The organism is Actinosynnema pretiosum, assembly GCF_002354875.1.
GTDB lineage: Bacteria > Actinomycetota > Actinomycetes > Mycobacteriales > Pseudonocardiaceae > Actinosynnema > Actinosynnema auranticum.
The window spans coordinates 1046828-1064788 of the sequence record NZ_CP023445.1 but is presented as its reverse complement, the minus strand read 5'-3'; the positions used below and the strand labels follow the sequence as shown (position 1 = coordinate 1064788).

Genomic DNA, 17961 nt, shown 5'->3' with positions numbered 1-17961 from the left:
CACACCTTCGCACCACCCGGTGGCACACCAGCGGCAGCGTGCCGTCGTGGGGGCGATTGTCCCACGGGAGCCATGACGCCGGATGGACCAAGAGGTTGGCGCGCATGTCACCAGGACGTTGGGCCGACGCGCTGGCTGGCGAGGGACCTAATAACGTAGGCCAGGAGTGGGACAAACACCACCGAACGGGCAGGAGCAGCGCACTATTCCACCGAACGTAACGTGAGGCACCAATCGGACGATTACCGAAGCGCACGTACGGCGTAACAAGGGGTGAGCGCCAAGTCGTTTCGGTATGTGGTCGACAACAGCACTACAGGGGCCGCGACTAGGTGAAGACGACCAAAGGGCGTGAACGCGACGTCTTCAGCCGCGACTCCTCGATCCACGATTGCGGCCAAGCCGGACTCGGTTCCTCTCAACCGGGTGGCTGGGCCAGTTCGAACAGGGGTGGGCAATGGGGCGGAAGCTCGCAATCGGCAGTCTGGTCACCTACCAGGGCGGTCCAGGGGTCGGGCGCGTGGGGGAACTCGAGGACGGCCGGGTTCGCGTGGACTTCTTCGAGTCCGTGGCCAGACCGGTCGTGGACTCGACCTGGGTGGCGACGGCCGACTGCCGGGCAGTCACGCTGCAGCCCGAGACCCGGGTGTACTGGCAGAACCCGGACACGCTGGTCTGGCGCGCGGGGAGAATCGCCAACGAGCGGCCCGGCGGCTACTTCGTGCACTTCCCGAACTCGAACTACGACTTTCCGCTGCCCGAGAGCCAACTGCGCCCGAGGTGGGACCGCCCCGTGGCGGACCCGGCCGAGGTGCTTGGTGTCGGCGGGCACGAGTCCGGCTTCTTCCGCAACACCCGTCTCCCCTTCGTGCGCGGCCTCGTGGAGCAGCGGGGCGCAAGCGCGAGCACCGATTGCTTCCTCTCCTCCGCAGCCGAGCTGTACCCCCACCAGGTCAACGCAGCTCTCACGGTGCTGTCCGACCCGGTTCAGCGCTACCTGCTGGCAGACGAGGTCGGACTGGGCAAGACTGTCGAGGCGGGGTTCATCGTCCGGCAGGTGCTCATCGACAACCCCCGCGCGCGGATCGTGGTGCTCACGCCGAGCACCCTGCGTCGCCAGTGGATGCAGGAACTCACCTCGAAGTTCTTCATCGATGACTTCAAGCTCACGGCGACGGTGAAGTTCACCTCCCACGAGACACCGGAGAAGTGGCAGGCCTACCAGGGCTGGGACTTGGTCGTGGTGGATGAGGCCCACCGCCTCGCACAGGTCAACGACCCCTCCGAGGGTGACTATCGGGCCCTAGCCGAACTGGCGCACTCGGCGGAACGTCTTCTCCTGCTCTCCGCGACGCCTGCTACCTCCAACTACACGACCCAACTCGCCCTGCTGCACTTGCTGGACCCCAAGATCTACTCCTGGCGGGCGCGGGAGCGATTCCACACGATCTACGAGCGGCGGACACGACTGGCTGACAGCGTCTACGGTCTCGACCCCGACTACACCTACCTGCTGCCGTCCTCGATCGAGGAGATCCGCGAACTGCTGACCGGCGAGGACCAGCGGTTCGAGGAACTCGGAACCTCAATCCTCGACTTGCTCGACGAGAACGAGGAACTCAGGGCAGACGCGTCAGAGGCAGATCTCACCCGATGTGTCGGAGCCCTGCGGGCTCACATCAGCGAGACCTACCGCCTGCACCGGCGGGTGCTGAGGAATCGCCGGGAGAACGCTCTGACCGAGGACGCCGAGACCGGTTTGCTCCCCTATGAGGTTCGTGGTCGAGAGGCGCCCGCGAGAGTCGTGCTCGACGCCTCGGCGCACGCAGTCACTGAATCCGCTGTGGTTCAGTGGGCGTTCCGCGTCGCGAACCACTTGCTGGACAGCGCTGTCCCGGCTGCGGACACGGCCTACGGCGACGTGCTGGCGGTGCTCGCCTCCAGGGCGGGTGTCGTAGCCGCAGATCTGGTGAACACGCTGCGCTGGCGTCTCGACAGCGACCTTCGGGCAGCAGACCGGGCAGGTCTGACACCGGATGAGCGCAATCGCCTGCGAGCGGCTCCCGTGCTCGACCTCGAACTCGACGTACTGGCCGAACTGGAGCAGTCACTCGATGATGCCGACGAGCAGGACTCATCGCTGGAAGCGTTGATGCGCTTGTTGGCGAAGGCGTTGAACGGGCATCAGAGAGCGGTGGTGTTCTGCGGGGCAGGGTCGCTGGCGGGCATCGTGGCCGCGCGCCTCAGGAAGAGCTTCTCGAAACTCGACGTGGGCGAGCACACGACAGCAGTGGGCGCGGAGTCCTCCCACGAGGCGGTGGACCGCTGGTCAGCGCCGTTCAAGCCCACATCTCCCGTACGGGTTCTGGTCGCCGACAACTCAGCGGAGGACGGCCTCAACCTGCAGTTGGCGGAGGCGGCCTTCCACCTCCGCTTGCCGTGGTCACCGAACGAGGTCGAGCAGCGGTTGGGCAGGCTCGATCGCTACCGGGGCGCCGAGTCGGTGGCCCAGTCCCGTCCGGCACGACAGTTCCGGATCAGCTCGCAAGCGGGCGATGACACGTTCGCCGAAGCCTGGTGCGCCACCCTGCTCAACGGCTACGGAGTGTTCACCGACTCGATCTCAACCCTGCAGGAAGGTGTTGCGGAGGGGTTGAGCGAGGTGTGGACGGCAGCGCTCGAGTCCGGTCCCGCAGGCCTGCGGGAGACCGAGAAGTCGGTGCACGAGCGCTTGGTGAACGCGCGCCGTGAGATCGACAAGATGGACATGCTCGAATCCATCCACCAGAACGCGCTCCACGCAGCCGGCACGGCCCAAGCGCTCAGCGAGTTCGAGACCCACTGGGGCAAGTGGCAGGGAGCACTGCTCGACTACGCCTCCGGAACAGGCGGAGGGCTCGGCATCCGCCGGTCCGAACAGGGTTCAGGAGCGAACACCGTGAACGTCTTCGACGTGCGGAACTCACAACCGCTCATGGATCCGCAGCGCTGGTCCAACATCCGGAGCCGGATGAGCATCGACATGGCCTCGGGGATGTTCAACAGGTCGGCCGCACTGCGAAATGCGGGAACTCGGTTGTTTCGCGCGGGCAACCCGCTGGTCGACGCGCTGGCTTCCAGCGCCCGGAACGATGACCGAGGGCAGGCGACGGCCTTCGCCCGGCGTGACCCCCACTTGAGGGGCGCTCCTGAACCCTACTTCGGGTTCGACTACGTGGTGGAGGCTGACATCACCGAGGCCTTGTCCCTCGTGGAGGAGAGCCCGTCAGCCGCGCTGGCGCTGCGCAGGCAGGCAGACCAGGTGCTGCGGCCGTTCATGGTCCAGGTCTGGATCAACGCGAACACCGGCGCGCCGGTCTCCGACCGGGGACAGCGCAGGTGGCTCGACGAGCCCTACGCCAAAAACAGGGATCGCAACTACAGCAAGGAGAAGATCCAGGACCTCTTCGCTGTCTTCGGGGGTGAGGGAGAGTTCTTCCAGGCAACTAAGGTCGCCGAAGGCATCTCGCGGGAGCACATGACCGAGGTGACCAATCTGGCGGCCAGGTGCGAGGAAGCCCGCACGGCGGCGGAAGAGCGCATTGCCGTGATGCGAGCGCAGGCCGAAGCGAGGCAGGCGGCCGGTCACCTGGTCACCGACAACGAGAGCCACCTGCTCAGCACGGACATCACCGCCGCGCTCAGCAGCGGGTTGACGAAGCCGTCGGTCCGACTGACCGCGGCCATCTGCGTGGTGCGCGTTTCCGGAGCACACCGTGCTCGTTGATCCTTGGACAGCTGCGCAGCGGATGTTCGACCACTGGCCCGCGCTTCCTGAGCCTGACCACGGATTCACCAGCGCCGCACGACGTTTGGCAGACGCACTCCGCTCCCTGGCCGACGAGGAGACCGGGCCTGGGGACGTCGCCTCGCTCGTCAGGCAGATTCTCTTGGGAGCCCGAGCCAGGGGCAGCAGCACCTCACTCACCGTCCCGCTGAGTCCTGTGCTGCCGACCAAGCAGCACTGGGAAGCGGCGAACTGCACTACGGTGCTGACCGGCGCCCACTTGAAGGTGTGGGCCACCCCGTGGATGCCCGTTGACGCGCCGGACACAGTTGAGCAGGCACTGGCCGATCTCGACGAAGTCGTGCTGGGGAAAGACGCCAGCTACACCAGAAGCCTGGAGAACTGCCCAGCCGACCCCTTCTGGAAGAGCGCTCTCGGCGAGGCCTACGCGCACTACCGCTCAGTGGGGCAGCGACAAGTGGCAAGGTCTGTGGTGACCGCCCCTCCGGGCAGCACCACCGTAGTGTGCTTGCCAACCGGACATGGCAAGACCGAGACCGCGTTCGCTGCAGCGACACTGGGCACTCGCCGCGGTCTAATGCTCATGGTCGTTCCAACAGTGGCGCTGGCCATCGACATGGAGCGCCGCTTCACCAAGCTCGTGAACGACTTGGCGGACAACAAACCGGCCAAGCGGCACTACGCCTACCACGCAGGCCTAACGGACGACGTCAAGGACCAGATCGTCGCAGACGTTCGGCAAGGCCACCAACGTGTGCTCTTCACATCGCCGGAGGCGGTGGCGACCAAGCTCAGCAGACCGCTGGAGGACGCGGCGGCCACGGGGTCGCTGCGCTACCTCGTCCTCGACGAAGCGCACATCGTCGAGCAGTGGGGCGACAACTTCCGGCCTGAGTTCCAGACGATCTCAAGCCAACTCCGGGACTGGCGCCGCAAGGCCCCGCCGGGAACCGAGCCACGAGTGATCGCTATGAGCGCGACTTTGACCGGTCTCCAGGTCGAGACGCTCGCCTCGCTGTTCGGCACCCGCGAGAACACCCGAGTCATCTGGGCGTCACAGGTCAGGGTGGAACCCAGCTACTACGTCGACTCCTTCGACTCGGAACCCACTAGGCATGACGCCGTGCTGAAGGCAATCCGAGAGCTGCCCCGACCGATGGTCCTCTACACGTCGAAGGTCGAAGACGCCGAGAAGTGGCGTGACGAACTCGTCGCCGCAGGCTTCCGCCGGGTCGTGGCCGTCACGGGCAAGTCCAGCGGAGACGAGCGGCGCGAGGTCCTAGAGGGCTGGGGTGGTCGGACCCCTGACGGCGATGTACCGACCCGGTACGACGTGGTCGTGGGCACCTCGGCGTTCGGCCTGGGCATCGACCTCTCCGACGTGCGCACGGTGGTGCACGCCTGCCTTCCGGAGACGATCGACCGCTTCTACCAGGAAGTGGGCCGGGGAGGTCGTGACGGGCAACCCTCGATCGCCTACCTCGCCACCACGCAGAAGGATCACAGCATCGCAAACGATTTGAACTCGGTACCGATCGTCCGCGCAGGCACGGCGTGGTCGCGCTGGAGTGCGATGTTCCGCCGGGGAAGCGCGGACGAAGCCATGCGCTTCGAACTCGACCTGGAGTCGACCCCCGCCCATGTGCCGGAGGGCTACAGCTACAACCGGATGTGGAACATCCGCACCTTGAACCTCATGGTCAAGGCGAATTTGGTGGACTTCCACGCGCTGGAGCGGCCAGCACGTCACGAACCCGAGTCCGACGACGAGTGGCAGGCGCGCCTTGACGCCCACTTCGCCCGGATCGGCAACCGGGTCAAGGTCTCGCTGATCGACGGTCAGGTCAATTCCCGAAGCCACTTCGAGAAGCGCATCACCGAGGTCCGCAGAGACATCGTCGACGGACAGCGCCAAGCGCTAAAGCGGTTGCGCGACGCGCTAACCGGAAGCGAGTGCATCGGCGACGTCCTGGCGGACTACTACTCCATCGAGTCGCACGGTCGGTTGTACCCGACCACACCGGGCTGTCGCGGCTGCCCACACTGCCGCAAGTCCGAGGTGCCGCTGCCCAACGGGCTGTACCGAGTTCCCCTGGACCCGGAGCCGGACGTCGTGGACTGGCCTCGCGGGAAGAGCGATCCGCTCAGCGCGTTCCGCAACGGTGGGAAGACAGCACTGCTGAGCCTGCCTTGGGGTGATGACCAGGAGCGCTCCGATCTGGTGCCGGAACTGATCAGCCTGCTGTGCAGGCGGGGCATGACGGTGATCGGAGGACCGGGCTTGGGCCACGATGAGGCAGCCGCGATCCAGCGGGGAGCGCTTCCCCACCCAGTGATCCACGACTACGACGAAGCGCTGCTTATGAGCAGCAACAACCCTGTCGTGTGGGTGGTCGATGAGCACACCCCGTGGAATCCGCTGCTCGACGCGAGGAGCGAGAGCGACGAGATCACTTACCTGATCCACCCCAAGAGCATGCTCCACCCCCAGCGCGGGCAGCCCTTCGTGGAACTCCACAGCGCTGTCGTCTCGGTCAAGACCGCCGGAAGGCACTTCTGATGTCCCTGCTGAACGTCAACGATCCGCTGCCAGGAGAGGTCATCGTGGTGATGCGCCTGCTCCTGAGCACGCAGTCCCCGATGCCTCTGGAGAGGATCAAAGCCCTTCTCGCTCCACCAAGCGTGACGGACCGGGATCGCGTGACACCCACGCTCAACAACTTGGCGGAGTTGAAGGCGCTCACCCGCGACGAGAACGGCATGGTCCGGCTGACCGAGAGGCTGGAAGCCGACCTTCCCGCGATCCAGAGAAGGATCAGGGGGGCCGCGCTGGCGGCCGATCAGGCCGTTGAGATCGGCACGGATCAGTCCCAGACGGGTTCCAGGGATCTCATCCGGGCGCTCGCCTGGTTCCTGTCGCTCACCCCCACCAAAAAGCCCATGACGTGGAAAGAAGCCCAACTCAGTCAAGACGGGGTCCTCAACACCGAACTCGGCAACCCGATCGTGAACGACACCAGGTGGAACAAGTTCACGTTCTGGGCACCGTTCACGGGTTTCGCCACGCCGGGACTGATCGGTCAAGAAGCCAATGAGACCTCTAAGGACCTGGTTCCGGACTGCACGGTGGCGATCCGGCAAACCGTCGCCGACCTGTGGAAACCAGGTGATGAGTTGGATGCCGTGGACTTCATCGGCCGTCTGCGCGAAACGCTGCCGGTACTGCCGGGCGGCGAGTACTCGACCGCAGTCGGCATTCCGTCCCCAGGTATTAGCACGGCAGGCCCCTCCGTATCGTTCGCCCTGCTCAGGGGCAACGACGAGGGCTGGCTCAGGCTTCAGCGGAACGCTGACGCGCGCCAGTTCCTGAACGTGCACGACCCGGATCAACCACTTCATCCGCGCCCCTTCAGCACCGTGATCATCCAGGAGGCAGTGGATGCCTGAGTTCTCCGGGCACCTGTGCTGGTCGACGAAATCAGCGTCGACCGCAGTCAGCACGGAAGCCGTCATCCCCTCTTCAGCCGTCTTCCTCGCCACCCACACACCACTGCGGATCAGCCGCGCGCGCGTGGTGGGACGCACGCTGGCGGAAACCGATATCGTCGTCAGCGAAGAAGAGGTGCTGAAGGAGTTCACGAGTCTTCAGGCTGCGAGCGGCGCCCTTCTCATGCCGGTGGTCGGCGACTCAGGCTCCGGCAAGTCCCATCTGGTGCGCTGGGTGAAGGAGCACTTGACCCCCACGGTGCACCAGAAGGTCATCTACCTGGAGAAGTCCCAGACAAGCCTGAAGGCCGTGCTCCAAGCCTTGCTCGTCGACATCGAGCACGAGTCAGTGGACCAGTTGAAACGGGATGTCGCGACGTTCAGTTCAGCCGTCGACGCCGACGCACTGGCCCGAAGGTTGATCAACGCGCTCAACGAGGCGCTGGCCGCGACCACGCCAAACTCTCTGGATGGTATTGCCCGCGTCCTCGCAGGGCCTCGCGGGTTGGCTCTGATTCTGCAGGACCCTCACTTCCAAGAGCACTTCCTCAGGCCAGGGGGGTTCATCAGACAACTGGCCAACCAATTGCTGCACAACCGGGACGGACAGTCGAGCGACCGCCCACAGGGGTTCACCACTGAGGACCTCCCCCTGGTGATCCGGGATCACAAGCAAGCTGCTGCAGCCTCTCTGCAGTTCTTCGCAAAACTCTCAGCCAAGCCGGAACTGCACGAGATCGCGGTCAAACTCCTCAACGACAACCTGGAAGCAGCACTCCAAGCGGCGGCGAACCTAGGCAGCGGGCGGCTACAAGAGGCGTTCCTGAAGGTGCGCCAGATCTACGCGGAGCGCAACACCGACATCCTGCTGCTGGTCGAGGACTTCGCCCTGATCCAGGGCGTCCAAGGAGAACTCCTTGACGCGCTGACGGAAGGCGCTGTCCGGGACGGGGCCACCCGCTACGCCCCGATCAGAACGCTCATGGCTGTGACCACGGGTTACTTCAAAGACCTGCCTGAGACAGCGCTGACCCGGATCGCTGCCGCCAGTGGCGGCCACGTCTTCCAACTGGACATCACGTTCGACGAGCAGAACAAGGGAACTGCCGACATCACCTCGTTCGTGGGGCGCTACCTGAATGCCGCGCGCACAGACCATGAGGACCTGCAGTCAGGAACAGGTAGTCCCCTGCCGAACAAGTGCGAAGACTGCCAGTTCAGGACCGCATGCCACGCGGCCTTCGGAACCTCTCCTGACGGGCACGGCCTCTACCCCTTCAACGAGTCGGCCCTGGTGCGCGCTGTGCACTCCACCGCTTCCATGGAGTGGGACTTCGTGCCGAGAACGGTACTGAGCAACGTCGTTCGCCCTATCTTGATTGAACACGCCACCTCACTCCAAGAGGGCACTTTTCCAGATGAGCAAGTTCGCGAACGCTTCCCTCTCGCCAAGCAGGACATCGCACTGAGCACTTCGGTCGCCCAGTTCGTGGATTCACATGAAACACACGACGCGGAGCGCTACAAGCTCACTCTCGAGATGTGGGGAAATTCTCCTTCGAGAATTACGGAACTAAATAAAGGCATCCTCAAAGCTTTCCGAGTTTCCCCAATCGACACCAGCAATAAACCTACCAATGAGCCAGACGATAAAAGGGGTGAGCCGGGAAACGGAAGGACCGGACCGGCGAAGTCAACCTCGGCATCGCTGACCAAGAAAATCAACGACACCGAAAAATGGTCAGCACGATCGGAAGTGCTACCACAGGGGACTGCAAACGAGATTCGCACTGCAGTCACCGAAGCCGTGAGCCGCAGGTATCAATGGATCAGCCCACCCATGCGCGAATGGAACAAGAAGTCGACAGGAAAAGCGTGGCCTAACAGCGCAAAAACCGTTTCCATCGAAGGAGCTTACGGCGACAACATCGCCAACAACCCTCCGATCTCCTTCAAGAGAACAGCACTGAACAGTCAGTTCTTTCAGAGCCTTCTACGCGCCCGAGAGGGACAGGGAGGCCGCGCTGAGGACATCCGCCGACTTGCCCGAGTAGCAGAGAAGTACGAACCGTCACTGACTTCGTCAATCCTGAAGACAAGCAGGACAGCGGACTCGGATCTGATCATTGGCATGCGCGCCTCGTTGCTGGGGGCCGCACTCGCAGGACACGCGTCTCCTGGCATGGATGAGGCAGGAATGCTGTCGACCGTGCTGGACACCGGGCAGGGGTGGACCAGATCCGACAGCGCACTGCGCGTTCCAAGGTGGAACGACCTGCTCGCCAACCACCTGAAGAACCGCCCCGAACTCGTGGAGGTGCTCAAGAACAGCCTCGGGGTAGCTCAGGGGACCGGCGCTGTGCACATGATCGACGCCGCCAGGGCGCTTCCCCTCCTCCGAGAGGCAGCAGCGGACTGGAGTTGGCAACCAGAGCAGGTCCCGGACTGGTGCAAGAAGTCGGTGACGGAGTTTCACCGCTTCGCCTCGCTGATCGACGACCAAGTACGGGGACTCCAAGCGGTCCTGTCGAACATCAGAGAACTTCTCCCAGAGGGGACGAGCGGCAAGGAAACGGTTGCCGCGGTACAGGCGGCGATCCGCGAGGCGGCCAACGTCGGCCTTAGCCAGTCACAGGAGCAGGTGAACAAACTGCGCGCGCTGGCCACGCAGGCCGCAGAAGCGGAGTGGGGAAAGATCACCGAACTGGCGAGAGACCTGAAGGGCACCTCGTCCGATGAGTCGCCAGATCCGACCAGCCAGAACAGAAGGTCGATCGCCGCCATTCGCGATCGCGGTGACTCACTGCTCGCCATCAGGAACTTCCTCAACACTGCCGACTCTTGGCTCACCCCCGCCTTGGAGAGTGCTTCGGTTCGCACCTCCCCAGCCGGGGACCTGGCTGTCCAGGAAGTTCAGGCACTTCTGGCGAAGTGGTCTTCCTTCAGCACCGAGGAGCAGTCATGAGCACCGCGGAATCCCTTCTGGAAAAAGCTCGAAGGCTGCAGTCCGAGGCGCGCAGGCTGAGCGCAGACGCTCTTGTCGAGCAGGACACCAACCGCACTGCCCGCCGCGTTCGTGAAGTAGACAACTCGCTGACCAAGTTGGAAACCCAGGTCAACCTCGCGCGCACACTCAACGCCCAGGCGGGCGCAGGCATCACCCTCGACATGGCCAGCGATGGCCTGGAGAGCCTGCAAAAGCACGCTTCGACCGGACTGCCGAGCAACGAAGCGTTTGAAGCAGCGCGCAAGAAGATCGAGAAGACCGAGACCGCACTACGCCAACTGGTCGAATCTCACTGGAAGACCTGGGCCGCACAACAGGTCAAGGCCCTGCCAACGAACCGCTTGCCGGGGTTGAACGACTCGACGCAGGTTAAGGCGCGAAAGTCTCTGTCTGAACTCCGCGTGCTGGCGCAGAAACCTCCGACGAGAGCCGATGTAGCCGTTTTCAAGCAGGAACACGCGAGCGCGTCCGAACTCCTGGCCGAGGCAGGTGAACTACCGGACGAACTCCTCGAACTTCTCAACCGATTCGCCGCAGGCCCCCTTGCTCTGCGTGCTGTAACCGACGGTGACATCGCGCTCCTCCGCCAGCATGGTGTCGATGGTGAGATCGAGATCAGGAGGAAGCAGGGGTGACCCCCGTTGGCAAGGCTCAACTCTTCGTAGGGCAACTGCTCGACTCGTTGGAAGACCGAGAACTCCCGCTCCTGTCCTGGGGGATCACCAGCGGCACCCTCTCCCAGGAGGAGGTACACGAGAGCATCGAAGCGGAGTTGCTCGGCTACCCCGAGGAGGAAGGGGCTCGCCCTTCGAAGCAGCAGGTCTTTCAGCACCTGCTCACGCGAGGGCTGCTCTTCCAGGTTCCGGACACTTCTCCGCCGCAGTACCGGACGCGATTCGCGGAAGCGCTCCGCCTGACCTCGCAACTGCGGCAACTCTTCCCCTGGATGACGAAGACCAAGCCACCGGTGGCGAACCCGGCCACGTGGTGGCTGCAGGGCAAGACGCTGGTCTCCGACTACCGCTTGCACGTGGCCAGCCGGAGGTACCCGGCGCGGTCCATCCCCGCAGAAGAGGTCCTCGGCCAACTCTCCACGCTCGACGGCTGGGACGAGGTCGCGCACCGCACCGTCGCCGCCCAGATCGGTGAGCGGTTCCTCGCCAGGTTCCAGGTGGACGCCACTAGAACTATCTACAGCTCGCTGGGCTCGAACCGCCACGGCGGCGTCATCATCGGAGCGGGAACCGGCAGTGGCAAGACGCTGGCGTTCTACCTACCTTCGATGGCAGCCATCCGGCAGCGGAAGTCCTCCATGAGCGGGGTCCACACCCTCGCGCTCTACCCGCGCACAGAACTGCTTCGGGACCAGCTCCGCGAGGCGCTAGCCACCACGATCCAGATCGAGAAGTCGGATCCCAGCACCACGCGCCCCCTGCGCATCGGAGTCCTGTACGGCGATACGCCGAAGACGGCCGATCACCTCGACAAGCCTGGCTACGAGCGCAACTGGAAACGCTCTGGTAAAGCGCTGATTTGCCCCTACCTGACCTGCCCCCGTTGCGAGCAGGGACAACTGCTCTGGTCGGACGTGGACCGCCGGAACAACCGGGAAACGCTCACCTGCTCGGACTGCCGTGCGGTGCTCCGCGAGGGCGTGCTGGCACTGACCAGGGACTCGCTCAAATCTCGACCCGATCTACTGTTCACCACCACGGAGATGCTCAACAGGGGCAGCACGGATCCAGCCCTGGGGCCGCTGCTCGGCTGGAGCGGGAGCAGAAAACCCTCGCTGGTCCTGCTGGACGAGGTGCACACCTACTCCGGTACCCACGGGGCACAGGTGGGACTCCTGCTACGCAGGTGGCGTCACGCTGTGGGTCGGCCAGTGACATTCGTTGGTCTGAGCGCGACGCTCAAGAACGCGGCCGGGTTCTTCAGCCAACTGACCGGACTTCGCTCCGAAGCGATCGACTACATCGAGCCCTCTCACGCGGACATGGAGTTCGAGGGGCGTGAGTACTCGCTCGCGCTCAGGGGCGACCCACTTTCCGGAACGAGCCTGGTATCCACCTCGATCCAGACGGCGATGCTGTTCGGCCGGGTGCTGGAGGTGGACGACACCCGCTTGTCGCCCTTCGGCTCGACCGGTTTCCTGTTCACCGACGACCTCGATGTCACCAACCGCTTCTACGACTATCTACGCAGCGCCGAAGGTGAGCAGAGCCGCTCCGGTCGCGTTCACTCCACTCCGCTGGCAGCCTTGCGGGCGCTGGACGGGTGTTACCACAAAGCGCGCTACGCGGATGGTCAGTCCTGGGATCTGGTGGAGAAGATCGGCCATCTCCTCGGGTCCGGCTCGGGCATGACGACAGACCACCTACCCGTCGCACGCACGACATCGCAGGACGGGGGTGTGAGTACCCGTGCCACGCTGATCGTGGCGACCGCCGCGCTGGAAGTCGGCTTCAACGACCCCCGTGTTGGTCTGGTGGTACAGCACAAAGCCCCGCACGACGCTGCTGCGTTCATCCAGCGCCGTGGTCGTGCGGGGCGGAAGCGGGGCACGCGTCCGATCACGGTGGCCGTCCTGTCCGACTACGGTCGGGACCGCCTCGCTTACCAGGGCTATGAAACGCTCTTCGCACCCGAACTCTCAGCCAGGGACCTGCCACTGGTGAACCGCCACGTGCAGAAGATCCAGGCGACTCAGGCCATGCTCGACTGGCTCAGCCGTCCGTTCCAGCAGGCACATCGCTGGGGCGATCTCAGGAAGTTGCTCTCCGCCCCTGCTCAGAACACCTCGAAGGACGCGGATCAGCAGCAGTGGGTGATCAACGCCCTGACGAAATTGCTGCAGAGCGAGCAGATGCTGGACAGCCTGACCCGACACCTCCAGCGAGCGCTGGCGCTGTCGGAGCGGGAAGTGGAGGCAGTCCTGTGGGAACAGCCTCGTTCACTGCTGCTCTCGGTGGTGCCCACCATCATCCGACGGTTGGAGAGCAACTGGAAGCCATTGCGGACCGACCCTGGCCAATTGCCGTTCTCCTTCCTCCCTGAGTACGTAACCAAGACGCTGTTCGAACCGCTGAACCTGCCCGAGGTCCAACTGGACCTGCCATTTGAAACCCCTGACGACGACGGCAGGCTGCCCATCGCCAAGGCTCTGCGCGAGGCGGTCCCCGGTCGGGTCAGCAAGCGCTACGGCTACCTGCGGGACGACCACCGCACGTGGCTGGCTCCACCGGCGGACGACGCAAAGGTGCTGGCCCTGGACTCCGCCACCCCTGAAGCGCCCGTGCTCGGTTACTGGCGCGCAGGCCCTGCTTGGCCTGATGGGCTCAAGGTGATCAGGCCCTTCAGGATCAAGCTGGAGATGCCACCGCCGGAAGTTCTGACCTCTTCCCAGGGCTTTCCGCTGTGGGCGACGGAGATCGTTCCCCCGTACGAGGGCGTGCACGACGTCGACGTGCCCCGTGTCGTTCCCTGGCACGGTCGTGTGCTCCACGTCGGCTTCGGCACCCACGCTGCGGCAAGGCCAGTGGCGGTGCGGCGGATGACCTTCGGCGCCAGCACCGACGTACGCACAAAGCAGGGTGGCTCGAAGCAGCGGATCGAATACTCGTACGACGGTGAACCGGCTGCGCTGGGCTTCCAACTCGACGTGGACGCGATGCGGGTGGAGATAGCACGTCTGGACGTGGACGATCCTGCGGTGCGCCAGTACCTGCGTTCCCCGCAGTGGCGTTCCACGGCTTTCCACCGGACGGTGTCCGAAGCAGCCTCGGTACGCGATGTCACGGACTCCTTCCAGCGGGATTGGCTCGCGCTCGCCTACATCACGGCCTACTCACTCATCGGAGTGGCGTCCGACAGCACACCAGAAGAGCTGTGGCGGTCACTCCGCAGAGGCAACTGGCGGGAGCAGTTGCCGCAGGTAATCAGCGTCCTCTACCGCGAAGAGGATCCGAGCGGCGTGTCCTCTTCCGGGGTTCAGGGCAAGATCGATGAACTACGCGCGCTGAGCCACCTCCCGGAGGTCGTCGAGGCGCTGGACAACGCGGGCAGGCTTCTGTTCGAGGACGACGTCGACCTCAAGACCGGAGAACTGGCCAAGCGCGCCTACCGGGACACCATGGGGGCAGCGGTTCTCGGAGCGGCCCTCCGCGCGTGCCGAAACGCGCACGAACAGGACCTGCTGGTGGACGTCGTTCCCGGCCAACTCGGAAGTACCTCCGACGAGGTGTGGCTGTCGGAGACGTCGGTGGGCGGGATCGGTGTCGTGGAACAGCTCGCGGCCTTCTACGCGACCGACCCGCAGCGGTTCTGGTCGCTGGTGGCGAACACGCTCCAGTCCAGCGAGTACGAGAACACCGATGTCGCGCTCACCAGGCTGCTCCGCCACGCGGTGGAAGAGCCGAACGGTGCCATCGCTCTCGCCATGTCGAGGATTCGCGCCGCGCGATCGGCGGCAGCGGCTGATCAAGCGCTGCAGGAACTGCTGGTGGCGTGGACCGCGCTCGACGGGAGCCCTCGGCGAACTGCGGTCTCCGCGCTGGCGATCCGTCTGCTGCGGCCAGGCAGCAACCGGACTACCGATGCGATCACGCTGCACTTGGTGGACTCGTGGAAGCGTCTGGAAGAACGACTCGGCGTCGACCTGGATGCCAGGGTCATCGCCTGCGCTGCGGGATCCGGCGCCTTGAGCCTGCCGGGCAGCGACAAGCATCTGTCGGCTGATCAGGTCTTCAGCATGCTGTGGCCGCGTGGCGCACAGGTCAGGAGTCAACACCTCAAGCACTACCAGCCTTACGGTGACCCGGACACCCCCCAGGTGCTGGACAGGTTGTTGGTGTCGGTCGCGCACGACGAGCAACTGCCTGCCATCGACATCACGGCCGCCGACTGGCGGGTGGAGTACGCGAAGCGCTTGACGGAGCACGGCGCGGTGTGGCTCGTGTGCCCGGTCTCCGACCCACGTGCACTGGGCGAGGCGGTGGCCCGCATTCCGGCGGTCCCGGTAGACAGCGGAGTCCTGCGGGTCTACGGGAATGTCACGAGCGTTGTCCACAACGGTGGCGAGTATCGCGTGCGCGTGGACTTGAAGGAAGCGGAGCAATGACGCGCGTCGAACGGACCATTCGCACCGGGCCTCGACTGAAGTTGAGCGCAGGTGGGATCCTCGCGAGTGCCCTGCTCTCGGAATTGGCCTTCCCCGGCCCGGTGATCTGGTTGGTCTCCGCCTGGATCAGCGATGTGGAGGTGCTCGACAACTCCCAGGGTGGGTTCGACCCGCTCTTGGGCTACGAGGCTTCCGGAAGCCTCAAGTTGAGCGATGTCCTGGCCAGGCTCGCCGAGTCCGGCAGTCGGATCCGGGTCGTCACCCGCCCCGAACCCAGGAACGAGGGGTTCGTGCGCCAACTGCAGGCATCCACCGCTGACCAATCGCGCCTGACTGTCGACTACGACCCGCTCGAACACGAGAAGACCCTGTGCGGTCGGAACTGGATGATCACCGGATCGATGAACTTCACGAAGAGCGGTCTCGGCAGCAACGAGGAATCAGTGCGGTACGTGGTGGACGACAGCGAGGTCCGTCAGGCTCGGCTCGACTTCAAGTCCCGGTGGGGAGCATGACGGAGGCGACGACCACGCTGGCCGAGACGGAGTTCGGGAACCGCGCCGCCGAGTTCTTGAGCCACTTCTTCGGTGAGGGCAACGACGCAGGCGAGTACAAGGAAGTCGTTGATCTAGCCGAAGAGCACATCACGAGCAGGGCCAACGCGCCCGTGGTCCTTCCTCGCTTCAACAGGAATGAGGACTTGTCCTGCGTCTACGTGGTCGCCTCCGACTCGGCCTATGCGGCGCACGTCCCCGATCTGATCACCGCCTTCGCGGGACCGACCTACTGCAAGACCGCGAACATCTTCCCCGCGCGCCTGGACCCTGCAGACCCGATTGAGGCAGCGGTGATCCACTACTTCGGAGCGACCACCCCGGTGTACCGCCTCGAGGCGGGCAACAACACCAAGCACCGGCAGAACCTGCGCACGGCTTTGATGCTGATGCAGAAGACCGTCGCCAGACGGCCGGTTAGGCAGTGGCGCGCCCCGAAGCCGCTCGGCAGACTCCTCTCCGAGTTCGACGCAGCGCTGGCCTCAGGCGGTGAGGCTGCGTCAGCCGTGGTTCTGGACCAACTCTCGACGCAAGGCGGTCTCAGCGCCAGCAATCTCACCTATCTCAAGATCAAACGCTTGGACCGGTTGGGACGCAGCGCTGAACTTCTACGCATGGGCGACCTCCCCGACGTCCTGCACCTCGATCCGCCTAAGCCGATTCAGGACGCTGTCCTGAACGCCGTCTTCGACACCGCGCTGGCGGAAGCAGTCGCGGGCGAGGACGTCGAACTTGCCTGTGCGCGACTGAGCAATTGCGAACCGCCGCTCCCACTCCCGCTGCGCGGCGATGTCGTCGGCCGGAGCGCTTCCGCCGTCGCGGTGATGTTGCTGGCCGCGATCGGACGTCGGGATTTCGTCGAACTCGATCGGATGCTGTCGGCCAGGGACACCCAACTGGTCCCCGCCGTTCCGGTTTTCCTGTGGGATCGAGCGGAGGAACTGCTCGCGCGCTCTTCAACAGACGACCGGCAGCCCCCGGCTGGGAAGTCGGAGGCCGCGCAGTCCGGCACCGACCCGGTGGAAGCCGATCAGCCAGCCCTTCAACTGCCCACATCGTGGCCGGAACTCGTCGCGGACATCGCCGAGCACAGGGACACGATCGACCAGGTCCTCGAGGGGGAAACCTGGCGGGAGTGGTCCCCGCTGGACACCTGTGAGGAAGAGGTCGCGCGGATCCTTTCCACGTTCGACGACCACGCGTGGGAGTCGACGGGACGGTTGGTCGGGATGGTCATCGAGGCAGTCGGATATGCGGCTGAGGCACCACGGACCTCTCGCGAGTTGCTCATCGCCTCGATCGCGCTGGACCGACTGGGTGGTGGCGACCTGCTGGCGCTGCACTCGTTGTTCGAGATCTTCCTCCGCTCCTCACCAGCGGAGTCCGAGTATCGCGATTTGCTAGAGGCTCTCCGAGACTCCAGCAAGCAGTGGGTGTCGGTGGTCAACGCGGCGGTTGTGCTCGACTTCGTGGATCGCCTGGTGCTCGCCGCCGCGCCGGACGAGTCCGCCAGGACAAACATCGCGCTCGCACTGCTCGGACCACTGCACCGACGCCAGGCGCGGCTGAAGCCGTCCGATTTCGCCTTCGCAAGACAGCTGTGCTCCGAGTTGGACATCCGACTGGAGTGGGCGGACGCGGATGAGCAGGACAAGGGCATCTCACTCACCGACGTGCCCGCGTCGAACGTGTTGCTCTACTCGCTCGACGAGGCTGTGCTGCGCAGGGTCGCGGAGCAGTTCGCCAAGTCTGCGCCCCAGTTGAAGGTGGTCGTCTCCCACGACGCGGTGGGAAACGACTCGCTAAGGCAGAAGGCTCGCAACGCCGATGTCGTGGTGCTCGCCACACGGTGCGCGAAGCACGCCGCCACGGGGTTCATCACCGCGAACGCGAACAAGGCACGCATCTCGTACGCCGACGGCAGCGGCTCCGCGTCCCTGTTTCGCGCGGCTGTGGAGGGCGTTCTCCGGGAATGAGCAGGGAGTGGCGTGCGGGTCGCACGCCTGAG

General features: G+C 64.6%; 8 protein-coding genes. All 8 read left to right on the top strand.

All coding sequences use genetic code 11. The features are described 5' to 3' along the window. The first annotated feature begins 457 nt into the window (after positions 1-457). Genes dpdE through dpdD form a run of 8 tightly spaced genes read left to right on the top strand, consistent with a single transcriptional unit; the run spans position 458 to position 17929 of the window. On the top strand, positions 458-3766 hold the full coding sequence (dpdE, locus tag CNX65_RS04850; protein WP_096491689.1) for a protein DpdE: 3309 nt from the start codon (positions 458-460) through the stop codon (positions 3764-3766). 22 nt (positions 3767-3788) lie between these two features. Then, the gene (gene dpdF / locus CNX65_RS04845) at positions 3789-6347 is read left to right on the top strand and encodes a protein DpdF (RefSeq protein WP_096491688.1); all 2559 of its coding nucleotides are present in this window, start codon (positions 3789-3791) and stop codon (positions 6345-6347) included. Further along, positions 6347-7234: a protein DpdG gene (dpdG, locus tag CNX65_RS04840; protein ID WP_096491687.1), complete on the top strand. Its 888-nt coding sequence runs from the start codon at positions 6347-6349 to the stop codon at positions 7232-7234. The genes dpdF and dpdG overlap by 1 nt, the downstream gene beginning before the upstream one ends. Then, positions 7227-10238, top strand: a complete 3012-nt coding sequence (gene dpdH / locus CNX65_RS04835) for a protein DpdH (protein WP_096491686.1) — start codon at positions 7227-7229, stop codon at positions 10236-10238. Before dpdG ends, dpdH begins: the two co-directional genes overlap by 8 nt. Next, positions 10235-10915 (top strand): hypothetical protein, encoded by a 681-nt coding sequence (locus CNX65_RS04830; RefSeq protein WP_096491685.1) that lies wholly within the window; start codon positions 10235-10237, stop codon positions 10913-10915. The genes dpdH and CNX65_RS04830 overlap by 4 nt, the downstream gene beginning before the upstream one ends. Continuing rightward, positions 10912-15399: a protein DpdJ gene (gene dpdJ, locus CNX65_RS04825; RefSeq protein ID WP_096491684.1), complete on the top strand. Its 4488-nt coding sequence runs from the start codon at positions 10912-10914 to the stop codon at positions 15397-15399. The genes CNX65_RS04830 and dpdJ overlap by 4 nt, the downstream gene beginning before the upstream one ends. Continuing rightward, positions 15396-15914 carry a phospholipase D-like domain-containing protein DpdK gene (gene dpdK / locus CNX65_RS04820; RefSeq protein ID WP_198320431.1) on the top strand — a complete coding sequence of 173 codons (519 nt, stop codon included), beginning with the start codon at positions 15396-15398 and terminating at the stop codon, positions 15912-15914. The genes dpdJ and dpdK overlap by 4 nt, the downstream gene beginning before the upstream one ends. After that, a complete protein-coding gene (gene dpdD / locus CNX65_RS04815; protein WP_157767502.1) occupies positions 15911-17929 on the top strand; it encodes a protein DpdD in 2019 nt (672 codons plus the stop codon). The genes dpdK and dpdD overlap by 4 nt, the downstream gene beginning before the upstream one ends. The last annotated feature ends 32 nt before the right edge of the window (positions 17930-17961 follow it).

Bases quoted from the DNA above. Each gene is read 5' to 3' on its own strand.
- dpdD (WP_157767502.1), top strand. From the start codon at position 15,911: ATGACGGAGGCGACGACCACGCTGGCCGAGACGGAGTTCGGGAACCGC.
- dpdF (WP_096491688.1), top strand. From the start codon at position 3,789: ATGTTCGACCACTGGCCCGCGCTTCCTGAGCCTGACCACGGATTCACC.
- dpdG (WP_096491687.1), top strand. From the start codon at position 6,347: ATGTCCCTGCTGAACGTCAACGATCCGCTGCCAGGAGAGGTCATCGTG.
- dpdE (WP_096491689.1), top strand. From the start codon at position 458: ATGGGGCGGAAGCTCGCAATCGGCAGTCTGGTCACCTACCAGGGCGGT.
- dpdK (WP_198320431.1), top strand. From the start codon at position 15,396: ATGACGCGCGTCGAACGGACCATTCGCACCGGGCCTCGACTGAAGTTG.
- dpdH (WP_096491686.1), top strand. From the start codon at position 7,227: ATGCCTGAGTTCTCCGGGCACCTGTGCTGGTCGACGAAATCAGCGTCG.
- CNX65_RS04830 (WP_096491685.1), top strand. From the start codon at position 10,235: ATGAGCACCGCGGAATCCCTTCTGGAAAAAGCTCGAAGGCTGCAGTCC.